Source organism: Bradyrhizobium sp. BRP56 (assembly GCF_020194035.1).
Lineage (GTDB): Bacteria > Pseudomonadota > Alphaproteobacteria > Rhizobiales > Xanthobacteraceae > Bradyrhizobium > Bradyrhizobium australafricanum.
Window position 1 is genome coordinate 1 of record NZ_JADYVV010000009.1, and the last position, 26,644, is coordinate 26,644.

General features: G+C 65.7%; 22 protein-coding genes. 16 read left to right on the plus strand and 6 right to left on the minus strand.

The window, feature by feature from the left end; all coding sequences use genetic code 11:
- The first annotated feature begins 27 nt into the window (after positions 1-27).
- Together I6F38_RS08560 and moaB are read left to right on the plus strand one after the other, a co-directional pair.
- Positions 28-870: a neutral zinc metallopeptidase gene (locus I6F38_RS08560; RefSeq protein WP_225160000.1), complete on the plus strand. Its 843-nt coding sequence runs from the start codon at positions 28-30 to the stop codon at positions 868-870.
- A 184-nt stretch (positions 871-1,054) separates the two neighbouring features.
- The gene (gene moaB / locus I6F38_RS08565; protein ID WP_028342967.1) at positions 1,055-1,618 is read left to right on the plus strand and encodes a molybdenum cofactor biosynthesis protein B; all 564 of its coding nucleotides are present in this window, start codon (positions 1,055-1,057) and stop codon (positions 1,616-1,618) included.
- A 200-nt stretch (positions 1,619-1,818) separates the two neighbouring features.
- Here the strand turns inward: moaB and I6F38_RS08570 are convergent, their stop codons facing one another.
- Entirely contained in the window at positions 1,819-2,760 is a 942-nt protein-coding gene (locus I6F38_RS08570) for a helix-turn-helix domain-containing GNAT family N-acetyltransferase (protein ID WP_225160001.1), read from the minus strand.
- 45 nt (positions 2,761-2,805) lie between these two features.
- Positions 2,806-3,375: a glycosyl transferase gene (locus I6F38_RS08575; RefSeq protein WP_225160002.1), complete on the minus strand. Its 570-nt coding sequence runs from the start codon at positions 3,373-3,375 to the stop codon at positions 2,806-2,808.
- A gap of 164 nt (positions 3,376-3,539) precedes the next feature.
- Here I6F38_RS08575 and I6F38_RS08580 point away from each other — a divergent pair, with 164 nt between their 5' ends.
- The 4 genes from I6F38_RS08580 (at position 3,540) to I6F38_RS08595 (ending at position 7,976) form a co-directional block, all read left to right on the plus strand.
- Positions 3,540-4,706, plus strand: a complete 1,167-nt coding sequence (locus I6F38_RS08580; RefSeq protein ID WP_225160003.1) for a PA0069 family radical SAM protein — start codon at positions 3,540-3,542, stop codon at positions 4,704-4,706.
- A gap of 122 nt (positions 4,707-4,828) precedes the next feature.
- Complete coding sequence (locus tag I6F38_RS08585) at positions 4,829-5,275, plus strand: VOC family protein (protein WP_018273372.1); 447 nt, start codon at positions 4,829-4,831, stop codon at positions 5,273-5,275.
- A gap of 94 nt (positions 5,276-5,369) precedes the next feature.
- A complete protein-coding gene (locus I6F38_RS08590) occupies positions 5,370-6,146 on the plus strand; it encodes a ribonuclease HII (protein ID WP_225160004.1) in 777 nt (258 codons plus the stop codon).
- Positions 6,147-6,467: 321 nt separating this feature from the next.
- On the plus strand, positions 6,468-7,976 hold the full coding sequence (locus tag I6F38_RS08595; protein WP_225160005.1) for a glycosyltransferase family 39 protein: 1,509 nt from the start codon (positions 6,468-6,470) through the stop codon (positions 7,974-7,976).
- A gap of 141 nt (positions 7,977-8,117) precedes the next feature.
- Here I6F38_RS08595 and I6F38_RS08600 read toward each other — a convergent pair whose 3' ends face one another.
- The gene (locus I6F38_RS08600) at positions 8,118-8,939 is read right to left on the minus strand and encodes a uracil-DNA glycosylase (RefSeq protein WP_225160118.1); all 822 of its coding nucleotides are present in this window, start codon (positions 8,937-8,939) and stop codon (positions 8,118-8,120) included.
- 194 nt (positions 8,940-9,133) lie between these two features.
- Here I6F38_RS08600 and I6F38_RS08605 point away from each other — a divergent pair, with 194 nt between their 5' ends.
- From I6F38_RS08605 to I6F38_RS08630, 6 genes are all read left to right on the plus strand, one after another.
- Entirely contained in the window at positions 9,134-10,792 is a 1,659-nt protein-coding gene (locus I6F38_RS08605; RefSeq protein ID WP_225160007.1) for an electron transfer flavoprotein-ubiquinone oxidoreductase, read from the plus strand.
- 434 nt (positions 10,793-11,226) lie between these two features.
- Positions 11,227-13,011, plus strand: a complete 1,785-nt coding sequence (locus I6F38_RS08610; protein ID WP_225160009.1) for a tetratricopeptide repeat protein — start codon at positions 11,227-11,229, stop codon at positions 13,009-13,011.
- A 321-nt stretch (positions 13,012-13,332) separates the two neighbouring features.
- The gene (locus tag I6F38_RS08615; RefSeq protein ID WP_057019120.1) at positions 13,333-14,220 is read left to right on the plus strand and encodes a 4-(cytidine 5'-diphospho)-2-C-methyl-D-erythritol kinase; all 888 of its coding nucleotides are present in this window, start codon (positions 13,333-13,335) and stop codon (positions 14,218-14,220) included.
- Between the two features lie 954 nt (positions 14,221-15,174).
- Positions 15,175-16,101: an SMP-30/gluconolactonase/LRE family protein gene (locus tag I6F38_RS08620; protein WP_225160011.1), complete on the plus strand. Its 927-nt coding sequence runs from the start codon at positions 15,175-15,177 to the stop codon at positions 16,099-16,101.
- 133 nt (positions 16,102-16,234) lie between these two features.
- Positions 16,235-16,828, plus strand: coding sequence for a GNAT family protein (locus I6F38_RS08625; protein WP_225160012.1), 594 nt, complete (start codon positions 16,235-16,237; stop codon positions 16,826-16,828).
- Between the two features lie 28 nt (positions 16,829-16,856).
- Positions 16,857-18,500 (plus strand): GMC family oxidoreductase N-terminal domain-containing protein, encoded by a 1,644-nt coding sequence (locus I6F38_RS08630; RefSeq protein ID WP_225160013.1) that lies wholly within the window; start codon positions 16,857-16,859, stop codon positions 18,498-18,500.
- A 175-nt stretch (positions 18,501-18,675) separates the two neighbouring features.
- Here the strand turns inward: I6F38_RS08630 and I6F38_RS08635 are convergent, their stop codons facing one another.
- On the minus strand, positions 18,676-20,178 hold the full coding sequence (locus I6F38_RS08635; protein ID WP_225160014.1) for an NAD(P)/FAD-dependent oxidoreductase: 1,503 nt from the start codon (positions 20,176-20,178) through the stop codon (positions 18,676-18,678).
- A 90-nt stretch (positions 20,179-20,268) separates the two neighbouring features.
- On the minus strand, positions 20,269-21,111 hold the full coding sequence (locus tag I6F38_RS08640) for a MoxR family ATPase (protein WP_016847781.1): 843 nt from the start codon (positions 21,109-21,111) through the stop codon (positions 20,269-20,271).
- A gap of 364 nt (positions 21,112-21,475) precedes the next feature.
- Between I6F38_RS08640 and I6F38_RS08645 the strand changes: the two genes are divergently transcribed.
- From I6F38_RS08645 to sseA, 3 genes are all read left to right on the plus strand, one after another.
- Positions 21,476-22,651 (plus strand): VWA domain-containing protein, encoded by a 1,176-nt coding sequence (locus I6F38_RS08645; protein ID WP_225160119.1) that lies wholly within the window; start codon positions 21,476-21,478, stop codon positions 22,649-22,651.
- A 112-nt stretch (positions 22,652-22,763) separates the two neighbouring features.
- Positions 22,764-23,177: a rhodanese-like domain-containing protein gene (locus I6F38_RS08650; RefSeq protein WP_016847778.1), complete on the plus strand. Its 414-nt coding sequence runs from the start codon at positions 22,764-22,766 to the stop codon at positions 23,175-23,177.
- 99 nt (positions 23,178-23,276) lie between these two features.
- Positions 23,277-24,134 (plus strand): 3-mercaptopyruvate sulfurtransferase, encoded by an 858-nt coding sequence (sseA, locus tag I6F38_RS08655; protein WP_225160015.1) that lies wholly within the window; start codon positions 23,277-23,279, stop codon positions 24,132-24,134.
- 17 nt (positions 24,135-24,151) lie between these two features.
- Here the strand turns inward: sseA and I6F38_RS08660 are convergent, their stop codons facing one another.
- The gene (locus I6F38_RS08660) at positions 24,152-24,997 is read right to left on the minus strand and encodes a hypothetical protein (protein WP_225160016.1); all 846 of its coding nucleotides are present in this window, start codon (positions 24,995-24,997) and stop codon (positions 24,152-24,154) included.
- Between the two features lie 330 nt (positions 24,998-25,327).
- Here I6F38_RS08660 and I6F38_RS08665 point away from each other — a divergent pair, with 330 nt between their 5' ends.
- Positions 25,328-26,572: a L,D-transpeptidase gene (locus I6F38_RS08665; protein WP_225160017.1), complete on the plus strand. Its 1,245-nt coding sequence runs from the start codon at positions 25,328-25,330 to the stop codon at positions 26,570-26,572.
- Positions 26,573-26,644 lie beyond the last annotated feature (72 nt).

The window sequence follows — 26,644 nt, forward strand, 5'->3', positions numbered from 1 at the left end:
CAGCGTCAGAGGTGTATAAGAGACAGGATGGGCGGTGGCGGGCTCGGCATCGGCACCATCATCGTGCTCGGCCTGCTCGGCTATGCCTTCGGCATCGACCCGCGCATCCTGATCGGCGGCGCCGAGATTCTCACCGGCGGCGGCCAGGCGCCGACCTACCAGACCGACCGGCAGTCGTCGGGCGGGCAGGCCAAGCGCGGCGCGCCGACCGACGAGATGGGCAGCATGATCGCCGGCATCCTCGGCGAGATCGACGATCGCTGGAGCGATATCTTCAAGGCCAGTGGCCAGACCTACACCGGTCCGAAGATCGTGCTGTTCCGCAATGCCACCAATGGCGGCCGCTGCGGCATGGCGCAATCGGCGATGGGACCGTTCTACTGCCCGCCGGACAAGACCATCTTCCTCGACACCGGCTTCTTCCGCGAGGTCGAGACGCGCTTCCGCGGCTGCTCGGGCAACGCCTGCAAGTTCACCGCGGCCTATATCATCGCGCATGAGGCCGGCCATCACATCCAGAACCTGCTCGGCATCATTCCGCGCGTGAACCGACTGCAGCAGCAGGCCGGCAGCAAGGCCGAGGCCAACGCGCTGCAGGTCAAGGTCGAGCTGCAGGCCGATTGCCTTTCCGGCGTCTGGGTCAACCGCGAGGAGAAGAAGCGGCCGGGCTTCCTTGAGGCTGGCGACATCGACGCCGCGCTGACCACAGCGAACGCGATCGGCGACGACACGCTGCAGCGGCAGGCCACGGGCAGGGTGGTGCCCGATTCCTTCACCCACGGCTCCGCCGCGCAGCGCAAGGAGTGGTTCATGAGGGGCTACCAACAGGGCACCGTGCAAGCCTGCAACACGTTCGGCGGTAGCTTGTAGCCGTGTGCCGGTAGCGTCATCCCCGGATGAGCGCGAATGCGCTCACTCGGGATATGTTCGCCTGTTGGTGAGCCTCGAAGGATGACGGAGCCCGTGGCCCATCCTTCGAGGCTCGCCCAGCGGTGCAAGTGCACCGCAAGGCGGGCACCTCAGGATGACGTCAGCGGGATGGAAAGAGGTGTAAATGTCCTCACTCGACGAATCCAAATCATTCATCCCGCTCAACATCGCGGTGCTGACGATTTCCGACACCCGCTCGCTGGCGGATGACAAGTCGGGCACCACGCTGGCCGACCGTCTCACCGCGGCCGGCCACAAGCTTGCGGCGCGCGAGATCGTCACCGACGATGTCGAGGCGATCCGCGCCGTGATCCGGCGCTGGATCGCCGATCCCGCCGTCGATGCCGTCATCACCACCGGCGGCACCGGCTTTACCGGCCGCGACGTGACGCCGGAGGCGGTCGAGCCGTTGTTCGAGAAGCGGATGGACGGCTTTTCGATCGCCTTCCACATGCTGAGCCACGCCAAGATCGGGGCGTCGACGATCCAGAGCCGCGCCACCGCCGGCGTTGCGGGCGCGACCTTCATCTTCTGCCTGCCCGGCTCGCCCGGCGCCTGCCGCGACGGCTGGGACGGCATTTTGGCCGCGCAGCTCGACTACCGCACGCGGCCCTGCAATTTCGTCGAGATCATGCCGCGGCTGGATGAACATCTGCGCCGCCCAAAGGCGAAAGGCGCGAGCGCGTAGCCGCTGCTTTTTTGCCATCCCGACGCGCAATTGCGCATCTGAGGGCGTGTGAACCACGAACCCGAATCTCAAGGGTGAGCTTCCGTGGCCCGGATGGAGCGAAGCGAAATCCGGGGCAGTCTCTTCCGCGGCAGCACCGCTCCCGGATTGCGCTTCGCTCTATCCGGGCTACGCAGTCCAGACGTCTCGGCGCTGCGGCTTCACAACTCCAGCTCCCAGGTCTCGCCGACCAGGTCGACGCCAAAACTGTGATGCTTCTCTTCCTTGACCCGCTGGAAGCCGGCGCGGGCGTAGATGCCGCGCGCGGCGACCAGGATGCTCTGGGTCCACAGCGTCATCTTCGTGTAGCCCTTCTCGCGCGCGGCGCGGATGCATTGCTCCACCAGGGCGCGGCCGACGCCGAGCCCGCGCGCCTTTTCTTCCACCAGCAGCAGCCGCAGCTTGGCGACCCCGTCGCCGCCGTCGACCAGGAAGACCGAGCCGACCGGCTCGCCGTCGACCTCAGCGATCCAGCAATGCTCGCGGGCGGGATCGAACGATCGCAGAAACTGCGCGCAGATCTCGGCCACCAACGCCTCGTAGCTGATGTCCCAGCCATATTCCTCTGCGTAGGCTTGTCCCTGCCGCGAGACGACCCAGCCCATGTCGCCGACGCGATGGCTGCGCAGCAGGAAGCCGACCGGCTTCTCGGTCGGTGGCTCCAGCGATTGCTCGATCGTGCCCATCGCGCGCACCACCGCCGCGCGACGGTCGCCGTCCATCTGCTTCAATAGCGCCCCGACCTCGCTGCGCGAGCGGCGGTCGAGATCGGCGGCTGCGGTGCGGCCCTTGGCGGTGAGGGTCACCTCGTTGACGCGTTTGTCGGCCTTCGACGGCCTCCGGGTCACGATCTGGCGCCTTTGCAGCGCCGCCAGCGTGCGGCTGACGAAGCCGGCATCGAGGTCGAGATCGCGCACAAGGTCGGTTGCGGTGCAATTTTCGCGGTGTGCGAGCTCGTAGATGATCCGCGCTTCCTGCAGCGTGAATGTCGAGTGCAGCAGCTTCGGCTCGATGATGCCGAGCTTGCGGGTATAGAACCGGCTGAAGCCGCGGACCGCGGCGACCTGGTTCTCGAGCGTGGTGTCATAGGAATTTGATTTCATCAAATATATTATTTGACGGAATCAAATAATCCGCAAGCGCTTTGTTCAGGCCACCATGATCCGGCTGCGCAGCATGGTGCGCGAGGAGCGGCCGAGCCGGCGCAGCAGGCGCGCCTCGGAGCGGCGGGCGTCGGGCCGGTAGCCGCCGATCCGCTCGTAATGCTCGCGGGCGATCAAAAGGCCCTGTTCGGCCGAGGGCCCGGTGATCATCCGGGCAACGAATTTGAGGCCGTCGCGCAGGCCCGGGTCGGCGTAGGGTGCACGGGCGTAGCGGAAGATGCCGGCGCGGTCCTTGCCGCTCGCCGCCACCATCTGGATGAACTGTGTGGTTTCCTCGATCCAGCCGGCATCGAGCACCGCGCCCGGATGCAGGAACATCAGCCAGGGCGACCGCGCCTGCCGCGCGCCTGCCGCAAGCGCGGCGGCGCGCGTGCCCTCGAAGCGCAGGAAGCGGCAGCCGGCAACGTCGGCGACGCGCTCCATCACATCGCTGTGGCTGCGGTCGACCAGCAGCACTTCGCGGATGACGCCGGCGGCCGCGCCCGGCACCAGCGCCGCCAGGGTTGCGACCGCGGTGCGCTCGACGCCGTCGGTTGGAATGATCACGCTCAGCATGATTTTGAGGCTTCGATGGCTCAAACGATGGAGAAACTCCGGCCGTGTTATCACCTTGTCATATTCAAAGCAGCCTGTTCGCCTGCAGAATTTTGTAGCAAGGTTCTGTGGAATTTCTCCGTTCATGTTCTTGATTTGTTCTCGTGCTGTGTTAGCTTCAAAGCATGAGCCGAGCATCCTCTCATGCCCTCAAGCACCCGCCGGTAACGGCGCCCTCCGATAACCCGGCGGGTGCACCTTCCCCTTTTCCCGAGCTTGCGGTCGCGATCGAGCGCGAGCGGCGGCGCGGCCGCGGCGCGCAGTCCAACGCCAGCGGCCGCTACGAGGCAGAGGCGCGCGTTGCCTTCGACGACGGTTGGCAGAGCCTCGAGGACCTACCGCCATTTGCGACCAGCGTGGCGCTCGACACCTCACGCAAGGTGATCACCCGCAACGACTCGCCCGACATCGGCTTCGACCGTTCGATCAATCCCTATCGCGGCTGTGAGCATGGCTGCGTCTATTGCTTCGCGCGGCCGACCCACGCCTATCTCGGCCTGTCGCCGGGGCTGGACTTCGAATCGAAGCTGTTCGCCAAGCCGGACGCACCCGCGCTGCTCGAGAAGGAGCTGGCGGCACCGGACTACGAGGCGCGGATGATCGCGATCGGCACCAACACCGATCCCTATCAGCCGATCGAGCGCGACCGGAAGATCATGCGCGGCATCCTCGAGGTGCTGGAGCGCGCCGGCCATCCGGTCGGCATCGTCACCAAGTCGGCGCTGGTCACCCGCGACATCGACATCCTGGCGCGGATGGCCAAGCGCAATCTCGCCAAGGTCGCGCTCTCGGTGACGACGCTCGACCCTAAGCTCGCCCGCACCATGGAGCCGCGGGCCTCGACCCCGCCGAAGCGGCTCGAGGCGATCAAGCGGCTCACGGATGCCGGCATCCCGACCACGGTGATGGTCGCACCCGTGATCCCGGCGCTGAACGACTCCGAGATCGAGCGCATCCTCGACGCCGCCGCGCATGCCGGCGCCAGGGAGGCGAGCTACGTGCTGCTGCGGCTGCCGCTCGAAGTGCGCGATCTGTTCCGCGAATGGTTGATGGCGAACTATCCCGACCGCTACCGTCACGTCTTCACGCTGATCCGCGACATGCGCGGCGGCCGCGACTACGACTCGCAATGGGGTACCAGGATGAAGGGCACCGGCCCGATGGCCTGGATGATCGGCCGCCGCTTCGAGATCGCCTGCGAAAAGCTCGGCCTCAACAAGCGGCGGACCAAGCTGACCACCGATCACTTCGCCAAGCCGAAGCGTAACGGGCAGCAACTCAGTCTATTTTAGGCGGACCCGTAGCCCGGATGGAGCGCAGCGAAATCCGGGTCTGTTCGACCCGTGGCCGAAGACTTCCCGGATTGCGCTTCGCTCCATCCGGGCTACGAAGACGTCAAACAGTGAGTGCAGCAATGAGTAACACCCCGACCGCACGCTTCACCGTCCTCACGCTCGGCGTCAGCGACATGCGCGCCAGCATCGGCTTTTATGAATCGCTTGGCTTCACCAGGAAGATGCGCGCGACCGGCGAGGAGGTCGCCTTCTTCGAGACCGGCGGCACCGTGCTCGGCCTGTTCCCGTGGCATCTGCTCGCCGCCGATGCCGGGCTGCCGGATCAGCCACGGCCGTCAGCGTTCCGCGGCGTCGCGATCGCCTGGAACTGCAACGACGACGCCGAGGTCGATCGTGTGATGGCGTTCGCGCTGTCGAAAGGCGCCAGGCTGCTGAAACCCGCGCAGCCGACCAGCTATGGCGGCTATTGCGGTTATTTCGGCGATCCCGACGGCCACGCCTGGGAAGTGGTGCGCGCGCCGGGCTTTGAGGTTCGCGACGACCGCCGGGTGTCAATTCCCGATTAGAGCGCCGACCCCGATGAGGGTGGCGGATTGAATAACGGGGAAGGGCGCCAGGTTCCCGGTTGCGCCACGGGCCGGGCTTGATCACGATCCCCGCATGATTCGGGACAAGTCCAATAGCACGTCAAAGACCGCGTCGAAGAAGAAACCGGCCGAGCCGGCCAAGCCGGACAAGCGCGTCATCGTGGTGACGCGGCCGAGCTTTCGGCGCGAGCGCGCGCTGATCAAGCGCGGTGTCTGGCCGGTTGCCGGCTGCGACGAGGCCGGGCGCGGGCCGCTGGCGGGTCCGGTGGTCGCCGCCGCCGTGGTGCTGGACCCAAATCGGATACCCAAGGGCCTCGATGATTCGAAGCGGCTGACCGTCGAGCGCCGCGAGGATCTGTTCGAGGAAATCTGCGCGACAGCAGCGTTCTCGGTCGCGGTGGCGTCACGGGCGCGGATCGACCGCGACAACATCCTGCGCGCCTCGCTGTGGGCGCTGGCGCGCGCGGTGCATGCGCTGCCGGAAATGCCGAAGCACGTCTTCGTCGACGGCCGCGACAAGCTCGCCACGTCCTGCGACTGCGATGCCGTGATCGGCGGCGACGGCATCGTGGCCTCGATCGCGGCGGCCTCGATCATCGCCAAGGTGACGCGCGACCGCCTGATGTGCGCGCTGGCGCTGGATTGTCCCGGCTACGGCTTCGAGCAGCACAAGGGCTATGCCGTCCCCGAGCACCTCGAGGCGCTCGACCGGCTCGGCCCCAGCAGCCATCACCGTAGCTTCTTCGCGCCCGTCGTCGCGGCGCGGCTGAAGCATTTCCCGGTCCCGGCGGAGCCCGACCTGTTCACGGTGGACGCCGAAAGCGAAGCCGCGGCATCCGAAGCGGCGTAAAGCGCGGCGGCTCCGCACTCTCGGTGTCATCGCCCGGCTCGCCGCCTCCGCTAAAGCTTCGGCGCGCCAGGGGGCCGTGGCCTCGTCGAAGCCTTGGCGAAGACGGGACCGGGCGATCCAGTATTCCAGAGACCGTTGTGCTCAAGCCTGGCCGCCGCGGCGTACTGGATGCCCGCCTTCGCGGGGCATGACAGCGATGTTTGACTTTGCACCGTGGACACATCCAGCCCGGTTGCCTCCATCGCCGCCGCCGTTTATCAAAAAACCTCGGGATCAGATGGCGCCGCTTGATACGGGTGGCTGGGGCATTTCAGGCGTTTCATGCGGTTTACCTCCCTGGTTGTCGAACTGATCCGCGCCCGGCCCCGCCTCGTGGTCTGGATCGTGGTGCTGGCGCAGGCCGCGATCTGGCTGTTCCTGCCGGCCATCTTCTACGGCAGTCCGCCCGGCAATCTCGCCACCATCCTCGCCTTCGGCCGCGAATATCAGGTCGGCACCGACATGGGGCCGCCGCTCGCGTTCTGGCTCGCCGACATCGCCTTCCGCGCCGTCGGCAATCACGTGTTCGGCGTCTATCTCCTGGCGCAGGTCTGCGAGATCGTCACCTTCATCGCCTTCTACGCCCTGGCGCGCGCCATCGTCGGCGGCCCGCAGGGCGTGCTGGCGGTGCTGCTGTCGATGACGGTCGTGGTGTTCTCCTCGCCAAGCGTCGAGTTCGGCCCGCTGATCCTGGCGCGGCCGCTCTGGGCGCTGCTGCTGCTGCATTCCTGGCAACTGATCGGGCAGAACCGGCGCAGCGCCTGGTTCGCCTGGTCGATCGATTGCGGCCTCCTGCTGCTGACGACGCCGGCAGCGATCGGCATGATCCTGCTCGTGATCGGCTTTGCGCTCGCAACCGAGCGCGGGCGGCGCATGCTCAAATCGGTCGATCCGATCTACGCGCTGCTCGTCATCATCGTGCTGGCGCTGCCCTACCTGATCTGGCTGCTCCGCGCCGACGTGCTGGCGCTGCCGGTCCTGCCGGCACTCGCCGATCTCAAGGCGCACGCGCTGCGCTGGGGCGTGGTGCTCGGCGGGCTGATCGTGGCGACCGCCGCGATCGCGCTGCTGGCGATCCTCAATTCGCGCTGGTTCGCCCGCGATACGGAGGATGCCCCGATCATCTACCGTCCGCCGGTCAGTCCGCTGGCGCGGCAATTCGTGTATTTCTTCGCGTTCGCGCCGGCGATCGCGAGCAGCTTCGTCTCCGGGCTGTTCAATCTCGATCGCGCCTTCGGCGGCGCCGGCGTGGCGCTGTTGATGTCCGGGCTCGCCGTCGTGGTCGCGACCGGCGAACTGATCCCGCTCAGGCGGCAGCGGCTGCTGCGTTCGGTCTGGGCCCTGGCGGTCGCGGCGCCTGCGGCGCTCGCGCTGGCGGCGGCGCTGTTCCTGCCCTGGACCAGCACCACGGAGGCGTCCACCTCGCTGCCGGCAGCCGCGATGGGCCGCTTCTTCGATGATAGCTATGAGCGCCGCACCAACCAGCGCCTGCGCGCGGTGGCCGGCGATCCCGAACTTGCCAGCCTGATTGCAATGAACCGCCGCCGCCCGCATCTTTTGCTCGACGCCACGCCGCAGCGGACGCCGTGGCTGTCGGTCGCAAAATTCAACGAGACCGGCGGTGTCGTGGTGTGGCGCGCACAGGACACCGCCGGCACGCCGCCGCCCGACATCGCGCAGCGCTTCCCCGGCCTCGTGCCGGAAGTGCCGCGTTCGTTCGACCGGCTGGTCAACGGACGGCAGCCGGTGCTGCGGATCGGCTGGGCGATCGTGCGGCCGAAGGGGACGTGATTTGACGTGGAGCCGCAGCCCGGATGAAGCGGAGCGAAATCCGGGGCCGCTCTTTCACTCGACTTGATCCACCCGGATTGCGCGGAGCCTGTCATCGGGCGCGCGTCCGCGCGACCCGTTGGCTCCATCCGGGCTACGAAGCTACGCGCTCGCCTGCTGCAGCACCTTCGCGATCGCGCGCAGATCCTGCCACGACAGCCGCTTATACGACGGCGAGCGCAGCAGATAGGCCGGATGGAAGGTGGCGACGGCGCGGATTGTGCGGGTGCCGGTGTCGTAGTCGATCCATTTGCCGCGCGTGCGCATGATGCCCTCGCGCGTTCCGAGCAGCGCCTGCGTCGAGGGATTGCCGAGCGTCACCAGCACGTCGGGATTCACGAGTTCGATATGGCGCTGGATGAAGGGCAGGCACACCTGCGTCTCCTGCGGCGTCGGCGTACGGTTGCCGGGCGGCCGCCACGGGATCACGTTGGCGATATAGGCTTTGCTGCGGTCGAGCCCGATCGCGGCGATCATGCGGTCGAGCAGCTTGCCGGAGCGGCCGACGAACGGCAGGCCCTCGATGTCCTCGTCGCGGCCCGGTGCCTCGCCGACGAACATTACGCGCGCCTTCGGATTGCCGTCGGCGAACACCAGCCTGGTTGCGGTGTGCTTGAGCGCGCAGCCGTCGAAATTCTCCATCAGCGTGCGCAGGGCTTCAAGCGTCGGCGCAGTCCGCGCAGCCTCGCGCGCGGAAGCGATCGCGGCATCCGGCGCCACGGTGATTTCGCTGCGCGGAACTGACGGCATCGGCGGCGGACGCAGCGGATTGAGTGCAACTGATGGGCGCGGTGCGGCTGGGGCGGGAACTGGCTCCGGCTCCTCGAGCCGGTTGATCGGCGCATCGCCGAGCGCGCAATCGACCCCGGCCTCGAGGTAAAAGGCCAGCAATTGCTGCAGTGTAGGGGTGGGCTCGGGCGGCAGGGCCATCATGGGCGCAATCTAGAGCATCGACCAGAAAAGTGCAGGCTCGATTTCGGAAAAGATTATTCTCTTGCGGTACCCGGGCCGTGCAAACCCATGGGAGCGCAATTCCATGGTTGTCCTTCCGCCAAAAATCGGAAACAACGACCCGTGAAAAGCTTAGAAGCGTTCTCAATGGGCTGAGATCAAAGATCATGAGTGCTGAAGACCTTCCTCCGCGCGAGTCTATGGAATTCGACGTCGTCATCGTCGGCGCCGGCCCGTCGGGCCTGTCGGCCGCGATCCGGCTGAAGCAGCTCAATCCGGAGCTCTCGATCGTCGTGGTGGAGAAGGGCTCGGAGGTCGGCGCGCACATCCTCTCGGGTGCGGTGATCGATCCGGCCGGGCTCGACAAGCTCGTGCCCGACTGGCGCGACGACGCCGATTGTCCGCTGAAGACGCAGGTCAAGGACGACCGCTTCTACTGGACGACGTCGCAGGGCTGGTTCCGCATCCCGAACTTCATCATGCCGCCGTTGATGCACAATCATCACAACTACATCGGCTCGCTCGGCAATGTCTGCCGCTGGCTGGCGCCGAAGGCGGAAGCGCTCGGCGTCGAGATCTATCCGGGCTTTGCCGCGGCCGAAGTGCTTTATGACGACAACGGCGCGGTGCGCGGCATCGCCACCGGCGACATGGGCATCGCCAGGGACGGCAGCCACAAGGATTCCTACACCCGCGGCATGGAGCTGCTCGGCAAGTACACGCTGTTCGCCGAAGGCGCACGCGGCTCGCTGTCCAAGCAGCTGATCGCGAAGTTCAATCTCGATGCCAACTCCGAGCCGCCGAAGTTCGGCATCGGCCTCAAGGAGGTCTGGCAGATCGACCCGGCGAAGCACAAGAAGGGTCGGGTTCAGCACACGCTCGGATGGCCGCTGAACGACAAGACCGGCGGCGGCTCGTTCCTCTATCACTACGACGACAACCGCGTCGCGGTCGGCTTCGTGGTGCATCTGAACTACAACGACCCCTATCTGTCGCCGTTCGACGAATTCCAGCGCTTCAAGACCCATCCCGATGTCCGCGAGCTGTTCGAGGGCGGCAAGCGGCTCGCCTATGGCGCGCGCGCCATCACCGAGGGCGGCTATCAGTCGGTGCCGCGGCTCTCGTTCCCCGGCGGCGCGCTGATCGGCTGCGCGGCGGGCTTCGTCAACGTGCCGCGCATCAAGGGCGTCCACAATGCGATGGGCTCCGGCATGCTCGCCGCCGAGCATGTCGCGGCCGCGCTCGGCGCCGGCCGCGCCAATGACGAGCTCGTCGAATACGAGAACGCCTGGCGCTCGTCGGCGATCGGCAAGGACCTGTTCAAAGTCCGCAATGCCAAGCCGTTGCTGTCGAAGTTCGGCAACCTGCTCGGCATGGCGCTCTCCGGCTTCGACATGTGGTGCAACACGCTCGGCTTCTCGCTGTTCGGCACCCAGTCGCACGCCAAGCCGGACCGCAAGACGCTCGATCCGTCCAAGCAGCACCAGCCGATCGCCTATCCGAAGCCGGACGGCAAGATCTCGTTCGACAAGCTGTCGTCGGTGTTCCTGTCCAACACCAACCATGAGGAGGACCAGCCGGTCCATCTCAAGGTCGCCGATCTCAATCTGCAGAAGACCTCCGAACACGACGTGTTCGCCGGTCCTTCCAACCGCTATTGCCCGGCCGGCGTTTATGAATGGGTCGAGGAATCGACGGGTCCGCGCTTTCAGATCAACGCCCAGAACTGCGTCCACTGCAAAACCTGCGACGTGAAGGACCCCAACGGCAACATCACCTGGGTTCCGCCGGAGGGCGGCGGCGGTCCGAACTACGAGGCGATGTAAGGCCAGGGTGAGCTCAAGGCGGCCGACCACATTTGCGTGAGGCGGCTGCGCGAGTTGCCGCAACCTCCGCTTGGCCTCTCCGCGCGTGGAGCGGCCGGATTGCACCCCCGGTTACAACAGAAGGCGCGAAAAGGGGTGCCGTGGCGCCCTTATCTCGCGCCTTTTTGCGTCCGCGCGCGAATATGCCCGGCCCGGTCACGATACCGCCATAGTGGAAGCGTCTTGCGGGGGCTGGCTGGATCGGCGGGCCTAAAGGCCTAATCTGCCAATTGATTCGTCATGGGTTGCCTTTGGGCGATCCTTGCGGATGAGCGCCAAAAGCGGCATTGTCCCCCGCCGTGATGCCGCCGCTTGGGTTCGCATTTTGAGACTGATCGCAAGATCTTGGCCATAAAATCCATCTTGGCGTAAATCCCTGGAGCAAGGCGACCGTGATGCTGTCCACCCGATTCCACCGCCTGACGATTGCCGTTCTCGCTGCCGCGGCGCTTGCCGTGCCTGCGCAGCTTGCAGCGCAAACGCCGGACCATCCGACCGACAATACCGCGCAATTCCCGTCCAAGAACGACCTGAAGTCGCTGACCACCGCCGGCAGCTATCTCGCCGCCCGCCACGCCAGCGTCGAGCGCGATGCGACCTCGGCCGCGACATTCTACCGCTCGGCGCTGCGCACCGACCCGAAGAATTCCGAGTTGCTCGACCGCGCCTTCATCTCCTCGCTCGCCGACGGCGACATCGAGGAGGCGGTCAAGCTTGCCGACCGCATCCTGACCCAGGACAAGGCCAACCGCGTCGCGCGCCTGGTCGTCGGCGTGCGCGATCTCAAGCTGAAGAAATATGCCGCCGCGCAGTCCAACATCAACCAGTCGGTGCGCGGCCCGATCACCGATCTCGTCGCGACGCTGCTGTCGGCCTGGGCCGCCTATGGCGCCGGCGACAGCAAGGCCGCGGTCGCCTCGATCGACAAGCTGACCGGCCCCGAGTGGTACCCGATCTTCAAGGACCTCCATGCCGGCATGATCTACGAGCTGTCCGGCAAGGAGAAGGATGCCGGCGCCCGCTTCGAGCGCGTCTACAAGCTCGACGATTCGATGCTGCGCACGGTCGACGAATATGCGCGCTGGACCTCGCGCAACAAGGACGCGGCCGCCGCGACCGCGATGTACGAAGCCTTCGACAAGAAGCTGCCGCGTCACCCGCTGGTGCTGGAAGGCATCAAGGAGACCAAGGCCGGCAAGAAGCTGCCGCCGCTGGTCGAGTCACCGCAGGCCGGCGCGGCCGAGGCGCTCTACGGCATCGGCGCGACGCTGACCCGCCGCGGCGGCGAGGACCTCGCGCTGGTCTATCTGCAGCTCGCGCTCTATCTGCAGCCCAACCATCCGCTGGCGCTGCTGTCGCTCGCCGATCTCTATGAATCGGTGAAGAAGCCGCAGATGGCGATCAAGGTCTATGAGCGGATGCCGGCGTCCTCGCCGCTGAAGCGCAACGCGCAGATCCAGCTCGCGACCAATCTCGATGCCGCCGACCGCAGCGACGAGGCGATCAAGATCCTCAAGGAAGTCACCTCGGATCAGCCGAAGGACATTGAGGCGATCCTGGCGCTCGGCAATATCGAGCGCGGCCGCAAGAAGTTCGCCGACTGTGCCACCACCTATTCGCAGGCGATCGACGCGCTGCCGGCCGGCGGCGACAAGAACGCCTGGGTCACCTATTACTATCGCGGCATCTGCGAGGAGCGCTCCAAGCAGTGGAACAAGGCCGAGGCCGACATGCGCAAGGCGCTCGAGCTGCAGCCCGAGCAGCCGCATGTGCTGAACTATCTCGGCTATTCCTGGATCGACCAGGGCATCAACCTCGACGAAGGCATGAAGATGATCAAGCGTGCCGTCGATCAGCGCCCCGACGACGGCTACATCGTGGACTCGCTCGGTTGGGCCTATTACCGGATCGGCAATTACGAGGAGGCGGTGAAGAACCTCGAGCGCGCGATCGATCTGAAGCCGGAAGATCCGACCATCAACGACCATCTCGGCGACGCCTACTGGCGCGTCGGCCGCACCCTGGAAGCCAAGTTCCAGTGGGCGCATGCCCGCGACCTCAAGCCCGAGCCGGAAGAGCTGCCGAAGATCCAGGCCAAGATCGACAACGGGCTGCCGGATGACACCTCCAACGCCGCCGCCGCCGAGAAGAAGAAGGACGACGACGGCAAGGGCGGCTGAGCGGCGGTCGTCGCGCTGCATCTTCATAAAATACCGTGATGCCCGGGCAAAAGCGCGAAGCGCGTCTTCGCGCAAGATGTCCCGGGCATTGACGTTTGCCCGTCATGGCCGGGCTTGACCCGGCCATCCATCCCTTCGAGAAATTCGTTCTTGGTTGATAGATGCCCGGGGCATAGGCGAGCGGAAGCGACGCCGTCCTTCAGACGGCTATGCCCGGGCATGACGAGTCATGGCGGAATTTCCATCCAAACAAAGGGATAGGATCGTACGGCGATTTACGCTAATCGCATCACGATGTTTGTTTTTTAGGGGTTTATCGCCGTGCCGGCGCTGATTGAAGAAGGGCGTGCCAAGGTCAACCTGACGCTGAAGGTTGTCGGGCGGCGCGTCGACGGGTTTCACGACTTGGAGAGCGTCGTCGCGTTTGCCGATTGCGCCGATCGCCTGATGCTCGAGCCGGGACCCGAGCTGTCGCTTTCGATGGCGGGGCCGCTGGCCGATGCCTGCGGCGACACCTCTGACAATCTGGTGCTGAAGGCCGCGCGGCTGCTCGGCGAGCGCGTCGCGGACCTCGAGGTCGGCCACTTCACGCTGGAGAAGGTGCTGCCGGTTGCGGCCGGCATCGGCGGCGGCTCAGCGGACGCCGCGGCGGCGCTGCGGCTGTTGGCGCGGCTCAATGAGCTCTCGCTCGACGATAGCCGGATCATGGAGGTCGCGCTGCAGACCGGCGCCGACGTGCCGGTGTGCGTCGCCTCGCGGGCCTGCGACATGACCGGCGTCGGCGAAGGCCTGCTGCCGCTCGACCTGCCGAAAATGCCGTGCGTGCTGGTCAATCCGCGCGTGCCGGTTGCGACCAGGGACGTCTTCAATGCGCTCGGCCTGCGCAATGGCGAGCTCCTGATCGGCGCCACCGACGTCGTGATGCAGGCGCCGTCATGGCCGGAAGCCGGCCGCGCGATCGACGATTGGATCGCGGCGCTGGAGCGCGGCACCAACGATCTCGAAGCCCCCGCGGCGCGCATCCAGCCCGTCATCAGTGACGTGCTGTCCGCGCTGCGTGAGACCCGGGGCGTTCGTCTGGTGCGCATGTCGGGCTCGGGCGCGACCTGCTTTGCCGTGTTCGGAACCGACGCCGACGCCGAGGCGGCCGGCGAACAACTCCGCGCCGGTCACCCCGGCTGGTGGGTGCATGCGGGCACGCTGAGCTAGCGCGCGCCTCTCCCTTTCATTCCTCGGTATGAAATCGCGCACCGGGGTATGACGGCGACAGAACGCGACAGCGTGGTGCGACAAACTGCCCCGACGGGCAACTCAGCAAAAACCTGTCAATCCTTGCGCGCGAAAATATTTCGCTTTATCCGAAGCGTAACCCAGTATATGGTTCGTTCGTCTCACCCGATCGAGGGGCGCTTCGCGGTCGTCACGAACGTGGGTGGAGATGCGGTGGACGCCGATTGCGCAACGGACGAGTGCGCATGAAGCGGACGGCGAAGTCGTGCAGGCCTGACGCCCTAGCGGCAGGTGTCTTTTCGCAAAGCGCAAACGCGTTTTGTGAAGACGGTGACAAAAAAGCCCAGTCTCACCGGGGAGAGCACGTATAAGCCGTAGCCCATCGCGCAGGGAAAGCCGGAGTGTTTCCGGTTACACCTGTGGTCCTACCCCCGTGCTTTCTACCTTTTTGCACGGGGCCCATGGGTGCGATCGGCACCCGGCTTTCCCTGCGCCCTCTGTTCAGGAGAGGGCGGAACGAAGCGCAAAGCTCGGGCACAATATGTCGCGAGAATGCGGATGTGTGACCCTCTGGCTGCGCAACATATTCAGTGTCGTCCCTGCCTAGTGCGCAATTGCGCACGGGAGCAGGGACGCATAACCACAAATGCAAGTTGTTACACGAAGCCGGAACGACGAGTCCCGCTCATAACAACCGCCGCGGAGTATGGGTCCCGGCCTTCGCCGGGACGACAGTAGCGGACTTGGCGCGACATCGGGGCTTCGCGGCGACGACAGCATCAGTGCGGCATCATCCCACCTCAACGCCGGGCAGCCTTGCGGGGCCATTGCTTGGCAAGCCAAACCCCGTTTGCCATAACAGGATGAAACAACAACGTTGCGCGTGCGGGGCCGTTCGGAATCCGCCTGCAGCCAAAGAGCCGGGAGGATGCCATGGCCAATATCCGAGTTGTCGCCACCGATCTGGAGTTTCCCGAAGGTCCCGTCGTCATGCCCGACGGTTCGGTCGTGCTGGTCGAAATCCGCGGCCAGCGGCTGACGCGGGTCTATCCCGACGGGCGCAAGGAGATCGTCGCCAAGGTGCCGGGCGGCCCGAACGGCGCGGCGCTCGGTCCCGACGGCAAGATGTACATCTGCAACAATGGCGGCTTCTCCTGGATTCCGACCCGCAACATGATCATGCCGGGGCCGCAGCCCGAGGATTATCTCGGCGGCTCGATCCAGCGCGTCGATCTGCAATCCGGCAAGGTCGAGACCGTGGTGACGAAATGCGGCGAGCACGCGCTGCGCGGGCCGAATGACCTGGTGTTCGACAGGCAAGGCGGCCTGTGGTTCTCGGACCTCGGCAAGCGCCGTGCCCGCGACATGGATGTCGGCGCGTTCTACTATCTGAAGCCCGGCATGAACGAGATCGTCGAGGCGGTGCACGGCATCCTGCCGGCCAACGGCATCGGCCTGTCGCCGGACGAGAAGACCGTCTACATCGCGGAGACGCCGACCGCGCGGCTGTGGGCGTATGAAGTTTCAGAGCCCGGCACCGTCAAGCCGCGCGACGTGATCTATCGCGGCGAGCGCGGCAAGCCGATCGCCGGCCTCGGCGGCTACCAGATGTTCGACTCGCTCGCCGTGGAAGCGAACGGCAATGTCTGCGTCGCGACGCTGGTCTCGGGCTGCATCTCGGTGATCGCGCCCGACGGCACCGTGGTCGAGCAGGTGCCGACCGGCGACCGCGTCACCACCAACATCGCCTTCGGCGGCCCCGAGCTGAAGACCGCCTACATCACGCTGTCGGGCAAGGGCGAGCTGATCGCGATGGACTGGCCGCGGCCGGGATTGCCGCTGAACTTTCTGAATAGATGATCGCAGCCAACGTCATTGCGAGAAGCGAAGCGACGAAGCAATCCACTCATCCGCTTGTGTGGACAGATGGATTGCTTCGCTTCGCTCGCAATGACGGCTAAGGTCGTACCGGGTCACAGATAAAGGATACAAGATGCCCTGGCTTGAATCGGTCACCCTTCGCGGCGCGCATGCGCGGCTGGAGCCGTTGTCACACGATCATCGCGACGGGCTGGTCGAGGCGGTGAAGGACGGCGAGCTGTCAAAGCTCTGGTACACCGCCATCCCGCAGCCGGAGAACATGGCCAAGGAGATCGACCGCCGGCTCGGCCTGCAAATGGCCGGATCGATGCTGCCGTTCACGGTGTTCGACGCCGAGGGGCGGATCTCGGGCATGACGACCTACATGAACGTCGACACGTCGAACCGTCGCGTTGAGATCGGCTCGACCTGGTACGCCAAGCGTGTGCAGCGCAGCGCGGTCAATACGCAGTGCAAACTGCTACTGCTGACCCATGCCTTCGAGAAGCTTGATTGCATCGCGGTCGAGTTCCGCACGCATTTCTTCAATCACCAGAGCCGGCGTGGCATCGAGCGTCTGGGTGCGAAGCAGGACGGCATTCTGCGCAGCCATCAGATCGCGCCCAACGGCACGTTGCGCGACACCGTGGTTTACAGCATCATCGCCAGCGAATGGCCGACGGTGAAGGCGCATCTGACCTATCAACTCAACGAAAAGCCGCGCTGACACGATAGTCGGCGCCAGAAACGAGACGATGGAAACGTTCGATTATGTGATCATCGGCGCAGGCTCCGCCGGGAGCGTGCTGACCAACCGCTTGAGCGAAGACGCGGGCACCAGGGTGTGCGTGCTCGAGGCGGGGCCGAGCGACTGGCATCCCTACATCCATCTGCCGGCCGGCTTCATCAAGACCTTCCATATGAAGAGCGTGAACTGGGCCTATCAGCAGGAGGTGGGTCCCTACACCGGCGGGCGCAGCATCTATGCGCCGCGCGGCAAGACGCTCGGCGGCTCGTCCTCGATCAACGGCCACATCTATAATCGCGGCCAGCGCCAGGACTTCGACACCTGGGCGCAACTCGGCAATCGCGGCTGGGGCTATCCCGACGTGCTGCCCTATTTCCGGCGCATGGAGAGGCGGATCGGCGAGGGCGACGACACCTATCGCGGCCGCGACGGCAACCTCACCGTCACCACCATGGACTGGCAGGACCCGCTCTGCGAGGCCTTCATGGCGGGCGCGGTCAGCCTCGGCATTCCGCGCAATCCCGATTACAACGGCCAGATCCAGGAGGGCGTGTCGTACTGCCAGCGCACCATCCTGAACGGCCGCCGGGTCAGCGCCGCGACCGCGTTCCTGCATCCGGCGCGGCGGCGGCCCAATGTCGACGTGCGCACGCATGCCCATGTCACGGGGATCATCTTCGAGGGCAAGCGCGCGGTCGGCGTGCGCTACAACCGCGGCGGCAAGCACGGCGATCCCATGGAGATTCGCGCCACCAAGGAGGTCATCCTCTCCGGCGGCGCCTACAACTCGCCGCAGCTGTTGCAGCTCTCCGGCGTCGGCGCGCCCGAGCTGTTGCAGGCGCACGGCATCGAGGTGCGCCACGCGCTCCCCGGCGTCGGTGAAGGCCTGCAAGATCACTACGCGCCGCGCTCGGTGGCGCGGGTCAAGAATATCAGGACCATCAACGAGCTTCGCCGCGGCTTCAGCCTGTGGGGCGAGGCGATCAAATGGGCGACGACGCGGCGCGGCCTGCTGTCGCTGTCGCCGACCATGGTCTACTGCTTCTGGCATTCCGGCGAGACCACCGAGAGCTCCGATTTGCAGCTCACCTTCACGCCGGCGAGCTACAAGGAAGGCGTGCAGGGCCAGCTCGAGGACGAGCCCGGCATGACGGTGGCGTCATGGCAGCAGCGGCCGGAGAGCCGCGGCTATGTCCGGATCCGCTCCGCCGATCCGTTCGCGCCGCCGATCATCCAGACCAACTACCTCGCCGAGGAGATCGACCGCCGCGTCGTCGTCGCCGGCATGAAGCTGGCGCGCCGGCTGCTCGCCTCCGAGCCGCTCAGTCCGTATTACGCCTATGAGGACTTTCCGGGCCCGAAGGTCACGAGCGACGACGAACTGCTCGCGGCCGCGACCCAGCGCGGCACCACGACCTTCCATCCCGGCTGCACCTGCCGGATGGGACCGGCGGACGCGCCGTGGGCGGTGGTCGACGACCAGCTTCGGGTCCATGGCATGGAGGGCCTGCGCGTGATCGACGCTTCGATCATGCCGCGGATGATCTCCGCCAATCTCAACGCCTCGACCCTGATGATCGCCGACAAGGCCTCCGACATGATCCGCGGCAAGGCGCCCGAGGCCGCCGCGAAGCTGCCGGAGTATGCGTGAGGGGATCGAGGCGAGCGCGATGGATGCTGCTTCTTGATCAGCGCGCTGTGTCTAACACCGTCATGCTGAGGAGGCCGCGAAGCGGCCGTCTCGAAGCGCGACGGCCCGAATAGGGCCGTGCATCCTTCGAGACGCGCTACGTGCTCCTCAGGATGACGGGACTAATATCAGGGGCTCAGCCGTAGACGAACGTGTTGTCCTTGAGGTCGATCGCCGGGAATTCGTCCTTCTCGGCCCAGTAGTCCTGGTTGTGCTGCCACTCCGGCTTGTCGCCGCGCTTCGGCAAGAGGTGCATACCGCGCATCATGTAGCCGGGGTTGAAGTTCTCCGGATCGATCCACGGCAGCAGCGGCATGTTGTGGTCTTCGGGGCGCAGCTCCGGCGTCACCTTCTTCGCGCCGGTCGCCTTCATGTGCTGCAACAGGCGGCAGACGAAGTCGCCGACCAGATCGACACGCAAGGTCCAGCTGGCGCGGAAATAGCCGAACACCCAGACGAGGTTCGGCACGCCGGTGAACATCATGCCGCGATAGGTCACGGTATCGGCGAAGTCGAGCGGCTTGCCGTCGATCTCGAAGTCGATGCCGCCGTTGGCGGAGAGGTGGAAGCCGGTCGCGGTGATGATGATGTCGGCCTCGAGCTGCTTGCCGGACTTGAGCAGGATGCCCGTCTCGGTGAAGCGGTCGATCTCGTCGGTGACGACCGACGCCTTGCCGCCCTTGATGGCGTGGAACAGGTCGGCATCCGGCACGAAGGCGATGCGCTGCCGCCACGGCCGGTAGCTCGGCGTGAAATGCGTGGCGATGTCGTAGTCCTTGCCGAGGACGGCTTCGACCGCTGCCAGCAGGTCCTTCTTGGCGCCCTCGGGCTCGGCGAAGGTCCGCCTGGTGAAGGCGTCCTGCTCGAACAGGATCTTGCGGCGGGTGATCTCGTGGATCCAGTGCTCGTCGACCTGCAGCCTGCGCAGCTCCTCGGCGATCTCGATGGCGTTGCGGCCGGTGCGGAAATAGGTCGGCGAACGCTGCAGCATGGTGACATGGCCGGCGTCCTTCGCCATCGCCGGGATAAGGGTTGCGGCGGTGGCGCCGGAGCCGATCACGACCACGCGCTTGCCCTTGTAGTCGAGGTCGTCGGGCCAGGTCTGCGGATGCACGACGGTGCCCTTGAACTTCGCCATGTCGGTCCATTCGGGCGTATAGCCCGCATCGTGGCGATAATAGCCCTGGCACATCCAGAAGAAGTTGGTGGTGAAGCGCAGCCGCTCGCCGGTGTCGATGCGCGTCGCATCGATGGTCCAGAGATTGGTTTCGTTCGACCACTTCGCCGCGGTGATGGTGTGGCGATAGCGGATGTGACGGGCGATGTCGTTCTCCTCGATCACCTCGCCCATGTACTTCAGGATCTCGGCCGCGGTCGCGATCGGCGCGCTGGTCCACGGCTTGAAGCGATAGCCGAAGGTGTGCAGGTCGCTGTCGGAGCGGATGCCGGGATAGCGGTGGGTGGACCAGGTACCGCCAAAAGTCTTCTGCGTCTCCAGCACCACGAAGCTGGTGCCGGGGCATTGCGTGGTGAGGTGGTAGGCGGCGCCGACGCCGGAGATGCCGGCGCCTGCGATCAGGACGTCGAAGTGCTCTGTCGTGACGGGCTCGGCGGCCCGGATCTGGGTTTGGACGTTCATCTTCCCTGGTCTTCTTGCTTGTTGGCTTGTTTGTTGAGCTGCAGAAGCAAAACGCCGGAGCCATCGCCCCGGCGTTTGCCGATATCGGAACTAGACTTCGCGGCGGCTGAGGAAAGCCAGCCGCTCGAACAGATGCACATCCTGCTCGTTCTTGAGCAGCGCGCCATGCAGCGGCGGGATCAGCTTGCGCGGATCGCGCTCGCGCAGCATCTCGGGGGTGATGTCCTCGTTCAACAGCAGCTTGAGCCAGTCGAGCAGTTCCGAGGTCGAGGGCTTCTTCTTCAGGCCCGGCACCTCGCGGACTTCGAAGAAGATCCGCAGCGCCTCTTCCACCAGGCGCTTCTTGATGCCGGGGAAATGCACGTCGACGATCTTGCCCATCGTCTCGTTGTCGGGGAACTTGATGTAGTGGAAGAAGCAGCGGCGCAGGAAGGCGTCCGGCAGTTCCTTCTCGTTGTTCGACGTGATCATCACGATCGGGCGCAGCTTCGCCTTGATGGTCTCGCCGGTCTCGTAGACGTGGAATTCCATGCGGTCGAGTTCGAGCAGCAGATCGTTGGGGAATTCGATGTCGGCCTTGTCGATCTCGTCGATCAGCAGCACCGGGCGCTTCTCGTTGGTGAAGGCCTCCCACAGCTTGCCGCGCTTGATGTAGTTCTTGATGTCGGACACGCGGGCGTCGCCGAGCTGGCTGTCGCGCAGTCGCGAGACGGCATCGTATTCGTAGAGGCCCTGCTGCGCCTTGGTGGTCGACTTGATGTGCCAGGTCAAAAGCGGCGCGTCGATCGCCTTGGCGACTTCCTCGGCCAGTACGGTCTTGCCGGTGCCGGGCTCGCCCTTCACCAGCAGCGGGCGCTCGAGCACGATGGCGGCATTGACGGCGACCTTGAGGTCATCGGTGGCGACGTAGTCCTTGGTACCCGTGAATTTCATCTATCTGTTTGCCTTGCTTCGTTCGTCGGCGGCCCGGGCCCCCACACGAAACGACCGCTCTCGCAGCGTCGCATGTCCTCTCCGATATCTTGTCCGGTACAATTCTAATTGAAAAAGCCGGGCGGTCTAGCGCGGATTCCGCAGCGCAGCGGTACCGATGTGGGCTTCCGCATGGAATGTCATGCATCATCTTTCCGCTCTGCGGAATGATCGCCGGCGTGGCGCGACCTTGCCGCGATGGCGCGGGCGCCGCCACGGACCGACGGCGGCGGAGGTAACCCGGTGAAAGTGGATGGCTGATCTCGGGATGAAGCACGGCCGGGGGCCCTTGACGCCACCGGCCCAGCGGGCGATCTAGGTGGGTATGTTCCTGCAGTTTTTCACATCGCTGCGCGACGCCCAGGTCCCCGTGACGCTACGGGAATATCTGACCTTGATGGAAGCGCTTGACGCCGATCTCGCCGAGCAGACGGTCGAGAACTTCTACTATTTGTCGCGCGCCGCGCTGGTGAAGGACGAACGCAATCTCGACAAGTTCGACCGCGTGTTCGGCACCGTGTTCAAGGGGCTCGAGAGCCTGCTCGATGCAATGGGCAAGGCGGAGATCCCCGAGGAGTGGCTGAAGAAGCTCGCTGAGAAATATCTTACCGAGGAAGAGAAGAAGCAGATCGAGGCCATGGGCTGGGACAAGCTCATGGATACCCTGAAGAAGCGGCTCGAGGAACAGAAGGGCCGCCACCAGGGCGGCAGCAAGTGGATCGGCACCGCCGGCACGTCGCCGTTCGGCGCCCATGGCTATAATCCCGAGGGCGTCCGCATTGGGCAGGAGAAGAACCGCAACAACCGCGCCGTGAAGGTGTGGGACAAGCGCGAGTTCAAGGATCTCGACGGCAATGTCGAGCTCGGCATCCGCAACATCAAGGTGGCGCTGCGGCGGCTGCGCAAGTTCGCGCGCACCGGCGCGCCAGACGAGCTCGACCTCGACACCACGATCAAGGAGACCGCCAACCACGGCTATCTCGACGTGCACATGCGCCCCGAGCGGCGCAACGCGGTCAAGGTGCTGGTGTTCTTCGATATCGGCGGCTCGATGGATTCGCATATCGAGCAGGTCGAGGAACTGTTCTCGGCCGCCAAGAGCGAATTCAAGCACATGGAGTATTTCTACTTCCACAACTGCCTCTATGAAGGCGTCTGGAAGCAGAACAAGCGGCGCTTCACCGATCGCACGCCGACCTGGGACGTGCTGCACAAATATCCGCACGACTACAAGGTGGTGTTCGTGGGCGACGCCTCGATGTCGCCTTACGAGATCATGGTTCCCGGCGGCTCGGTCGAGCATGTCAATGAAGAGGCCGGCTCGGTCTGGCTCGATCGCATCATCCGCACCTATCCGCACGCGGTGTGGCTCAATCCGGTGGCGCAGAAGCACTGGGACTATTCGGAATCGACCACCATCATCCGCCGCCTGTTCTCCGAGCGCATGTATCCGATCACGATCGAAGGTCTGGAGAACGCGATGCGGGAGCTGGTGCGCTGACCTCGTCATTCCGGGGCGCGAAGCGAACCCGGAATCTCGAGATTCCGGATCAGCCGCTTCGCGTCTGTCCGGAATGACGGTGGCAAACAACAAAGACCAAGGGAGGAGCCCCATGCCCCAGAACATCCACCGCGGCATCAAGGTGATGATCGACGAGGCAAATGCCGAGATCGAGACCATCAGCGCGGCCGATGCGATCACGCTGATCGGCAAGAACGACGTCGTCATCGTCGACATCCGCGATCCCCGCGAGATCGAGCGCGACGGCAAGATCCCCGGCGCGTTCTCCTGCACCCGCGGCATGCTCGAGTTCTGGATCGATCCGAACAGCCCCTACGCCAAGCCGATCTTCCAGGAAGACAAGAAGTTCATCTTCCACTGCGCCGGCGGCCTGCGCTCGGCACTCGCCGCCAAGACCGCGAAGGACATGGGCCTGAAGCCGGTCGCGCATATGGGCGGCGGCTTTGCCGCCTGGCGCGAGGCCGGCGGGCCGATCGAGGCATGGGAGCCGAAGAAGAAGGGCTAGGCAGGATGTCACACGCGGGCTTGACCCGCGTGTCCATCGCTTCAAAGCAATATGGATTGCCGGATCAAGTCCGGCAATGACGATGGAGAGACACGCAAGATGACGACGACCGACGATCCGCTCGTTTCGACCGAATGGCTGGCTGCGCATCTCGGCGATGCCAACGTCAAGGTGCTCGACGCGACCTTCAAGCTGCCCGGCGTGCTGCCGCTGCCGAAGGACGATTATCTCGCCGCGCATCTGCCGGCTGCTGTGTTCTTCGATGTCGACGCGGTGTCCGACCATGCCAATCCGCTGCCGCACATGTTTCCGAGCGCCGAGCAGTTCGGCCGCGACATCGGCGTGCTTGGCATCGGCAATGCCGACACCGTGGTGATCTACGATTCCGGCGGCTGGGTTGCGGCGCCGCGCGCCTGGTGGATGTTCCTGTCCTACGGCCATCGCAACGTGCGCATTCTCAACGGCGGCCTGAAGAAGTGGCGCGCCGAGGGCAGGGCGGTCGAGAGCGGCGAGGTGAAGCCGAAGCCTGCGACCTTCAAGGCGAGCTACGATCCGCAGCGCGTGCGCAGCATCGAGCAGATGATCGCCAATGTCGAAAGCCGTGCCGAGCAGGTGATCGATGCGCGCGCCGCCGACCGCTTCGAAGGCCGCGCGCCGGAGCCGCGTCCGGGCATCCGCGCCGGCCACATCCCCGGCGCCCGCAACGTGCCCTACAACCAATTGTTCGATGCCGCGACCGGCGAGATGAAGCCGCTCGATGACCTGCGCAAGTCGTTCACCGGCGCCGGCGTGAAGCTCGATGCGCCCATCGTCACGAGCTGCGGCTCGGGCGTCTCGGCTGGCGTGCTGACGTTTGCGCTCTACCGGCTCGGCGTCACCGAGAGCGCGCTCTATGACGGCTCGTGGTCGGAATGGGGGCAGGCGAGCGGCCCGCCGATCGCAACGGGGCCGGCCTGACAGGTCATTCCTGCTTGCTAGCGCCGGGTGAGCGGCACCAGGGTCGGCTGGCCGAACGGATCGAGCTGCTGCTGCTGAACGACCTGCCGAACCGGCGGCGCGCGGACAATCCGCCGCCGCTCCTTGCGATGTGCCGGCTTGCTGACCGCGCTGCGCTCCGGCTTCTTCGTCTCAGCGGCCTTCGGCGCCACCGGCGTCTCGACAATAACTTCAGGCCCGCCCAGCGTCGCGATCTTGGTCGCGGCCGCGATCGCCTCGGGTGATGGCGGCGCGGCGGGCTCGGGCGCTGCCATCGCGGGTGCCGGCGGCGGAAGCGCGGGCTCGCTGGGGCCGGGCGGATCGGCGACGGCGGCGACCTTGGCCTCGGTGGCCGCCGGTGCGGCTTCGGCGGCAGCGGGCGTCGGCTCCGATGCCGCCGAAGGATCTGCGGTCGGAATCTGCGCCGCGCCGTCGGCGGGCTGAGCTGGCGCGGGGGTCTCCGTGGCTTGGGCCTCCGGCTTCGGCGGAGCGGGTGGGACCCGATCATCCGCCGTCACGGCGGCGACCTTCTCCGGCTCGGCTGCAGGGGTGATCTCAGCGGGAGCAGCCGGTTCGGACGCGGCCGGCTCGGACGGGGGCGGGGCCGCCGGAGTCTCGGTCGTCACCTTGTCGGCGGCGGGCGGGTCGACCCGGACCATGGCAAGCACTGGCGGGGTCTCGGGCTGCTGCGCGAATTGCGGCTCGGGGGGCGGCGCCCGGCGGGCCGGAATGCTGGAGAACTCTTCATGCGCCGCGCGAAACAGCGCGGCCGCCCCTAACCCGAACACCAGAAGCGAGGTCGCCAGCACGATCGCGGCGAACAGAAAACGAAGGCCGGGGAGCATGGGCGCGGGTTCCCCCTTCTGCGGGAGGGTCTTCGATGTCGAGGGAACGCGGTGACCACACAAGAAAGCCGGCGTCGCGCGCGCGAATCAGGCCGATATCGAAGATATCGCAACGTCCCGCGACTGTTTGTTACAAAATGCGGGTGATTGATGACTTTGGCCACGTGGACAAACATTCCCGACCCGTGAGACATCTTTGCCGCAGCGTTGACGCGAAATCACAAAAGGCCCGGAATAGCCCGGGTTTCGCGGATTTGTCTTGAATGCGCCGCTATCTTCCTGCATTGGGCCGTTAACAGTCCGGTGTGGCTTGGGGACTATAACAGAGCAATGATGATCAACCGCATTCTGACGATTTGCGCTGCCGCGGCTCTCGGCGTGGCAGGAACCTCGCTCGCGCATGCGCAGCAGGGTTATCCGGCGCCCCAGGGCACCGCCTATTCGACGGCGCCCCAGCCCTACCCCCAGGGCAGCATGCCGGATTTCGACGCTCTCAACGACGATGACGGGCAGGATTCGGCTGCACTGCCGCCGCCCGGCCCGGTGCTGTCGCCGAACGACCCGCGCTATGGCCGTCCGGCGAATGCGCCCACCTATTCCGATCGTGGCGCGCCGACCGGCCCCGTGATGTCGCCGGACGATCCGCGCTATGGCCGCCCGATGAATGCTCCTCCGGTCTATTCCGACCGTGGCGCGCCGACTGGGCCAGTGATGTCGCCCGATGATCCCCGCTACGGCCGTCCGATGGGGCCGCCGCCGGTGATCTACGGCGACCGTCCGGGTGCGCAACAAGCCAATCGCGACAATGGCGTTCCGGCCGCCGGCGTTTCCTATGGCGACGACCGCGGCGGCATGCGCCCGCCCGAGGGCGTTACCGGAGCCGTGCCGCAGCAGCAGGCACCGGTCGATGCCAATGGCAAGCCGGTGCAGATCGCGGCGCTGCCGCCGGACGAGCAGCCCGAAGACGCCCCGGCGCAACTGCCGCCGAATCTGCGTCGCCAGGAAGTGTCGTTCGCGACCAAGGAGCCGGCAGGCACGATCGTCGTCGATACGTCGAACACCTACCTCTATTACATCCTGGGCAACGGCCGGGCGGTTCGTTACGGCGTCCGTGTCGGCCGCGACGGCTTCACCTGGACCGGCGTACAGAAGATCACGCGCAAGGCCGAGTGGCCGGATTGGCATCCGCCGACCGAGATGATCGAGCGTCAGCCCTATCTGCCGCGCTTCATGGCCGGCGGACCCGGCAACCCGCTCGGCGCCCGCGCGATGTATCTCGGCTCGACCGTGTACCGTATTCACGGCACCAACCAGCCGTCGACCATCGGCAAGTTCGTCTCGTCGGGCTGCATCGGCATGCTGAACGAAGACGTCTCCGATCTGTTCGAGCGCGCCAAGGTCGGCACCCGGGTGGTCGTGCTGCCCGGTGGTCCGCCGCCGGGAACGGCGACGGCTTCTGCCGCGCCCGCGAACCCGATGGCTCCCTCTGCGGCCCAGGCTCAGGCGGCCGCGCCGCTGCCCGGCACGCAGCCGACCACGGTGCAGCCGCTGCCCGCACCGGTCACGGTGCGCTAGGCCAACCGGCAAGTTCATCATTGAAAAAGGCGCGCGAACAGCGCGCCTTTTTTTGTTGCAACAAGCCGCGCA

Coding starts and splice junctions, on each gene's coding strand:
- I6F38_RS08560 (WP_225160000.1), top strand. CDS start 28: ATGGGCGGTGGCGGGCTCGGCATCGGCACCATCATCGTGCTCGGCCTG.
- moaB (WP_028342967.1), top strand. CDS start 1,055: ATGTCCTCACTCGACGAATCCAAATCATTCATCCCGCTCAACATCGCG.
- I6F38_RS08570 (WP_225160001.1), bottom strand. CDS start 2,760: ATGAAATCAAATTCCTATGACACCACGCTCGAGAACCAGGTCGCCGCG.
- I6F38_RS08575 (WP_225160002.1), bottom strand. CDS start 3,375: ATGCTGAGCGTGATCATTCCAACCGACGGCGTCGAGCGCACCGCGGTC.
- I6F38_RS08580 (WP_225160003.1), top strand. CDS start 3,540: ATGAGCCGAGCATCCTCTCATGCCCTCAAGCACCCGCCGGTAACGGCG.
- I6F38_RS08585 (WP_018273372.1), top strand. CDS start 4,829: ATGAGTAACACCCCGACCGCACGCTTCACCGTCCTCACGCTCGGCGTC.
- I6F38_RS08590 (WP_225160004.1), top strand. CDS start 5,370: ATGATTCGGGACAAGTCCAATAGCACGTCAAAGACCGCGTCGAAGAAG.
- I6F38_RS08595 (WP_225160005.1), top strand. CDS start 6,468: ATGCGGTTTACCTCCCTGGTTGTCGAACTGATCCGCGCCCGGCCCCGC.
- I6F38_RS08605 (WP_225160007.1), top strand. CDS start 9,134: ATGAGTGCTGAAGACCTTCCTCCGCGCGAGTCTATGGAATTCGACGTC.
- I6F38_RS08610 (WP_225160009.1), top strand. CDS start 11,227: ATGCTGTCCACCCGATTCCACCGCCTGACGATTGCCGTTCTCGCTGCC.
- I6F38_RS08620 (WP_225160011.1), top strand. CDS start 15,175: ATGGCCAATATCCGAGTTGTCGCCACCGATCTGGAGTTTCCCGAAGGT.
- I6F38_RS08625 (WP_225160012.1), top strand. CDS start 16,235: ATGCCCTGGCTTGAATCGGTCACCCTTCGCGGCGCGCATGCGCGGCTG.
- I6F38_RS08630 (WP_225160013.1), top strand. CDS start 16,857: ATGGAAACGTTCGATTATGTGATCATCGGCGCAGGCTCCGCCGGGAGC.
- I6F38_RS08635 (WP_225160014.1), bottom strand. CDS start 20,178: ATGAACGTCCAAACCCAGATCCGGGCCGCCGAGCCCGTCACGACAGAG.
- I6F38_RS08640 (WP_016847781.1), bottom strand. CDS start 21,111: ATGAAATTCACGGGTACCAAGGACTACGTCGCCACCGATGACCTCAAG.
- I6F38_RS08645 (WP_225160119.1), top strand. CDS start 21,476: ATGTTCCTGCAGTTTTTCACATCGCTGCGCGACGCCCAGGTCCCCGTG.
- I6F38_RS08650 (WP_016847778.1), top strand. CDS start 22,764: ATGCCCCAGAACATCCACCGCGGCATCAAGGTGATGATCGACGAGGCA.
- sseA (WP_225160015.1), top strand. CDS start 23,277: ATGACGACGACCGACGATCCGCTCGTTTCGACCGAATGGCTGGCTGCG.
- I6F38_RS08660 (WP_225160016.1), bottom strand. CDS start 24,997: ATGCTCCCCGGCCTTCGTTTTCTGTTCGCCGCGATCGTGCTGGCGACC.
- I6F38_RS08665 (WP_225160017.1), top strand. CDS start 25,328: ATGATGATCAACCGCATTCTGACGATTTGCGCTGCCGCGGCTCTCGGC.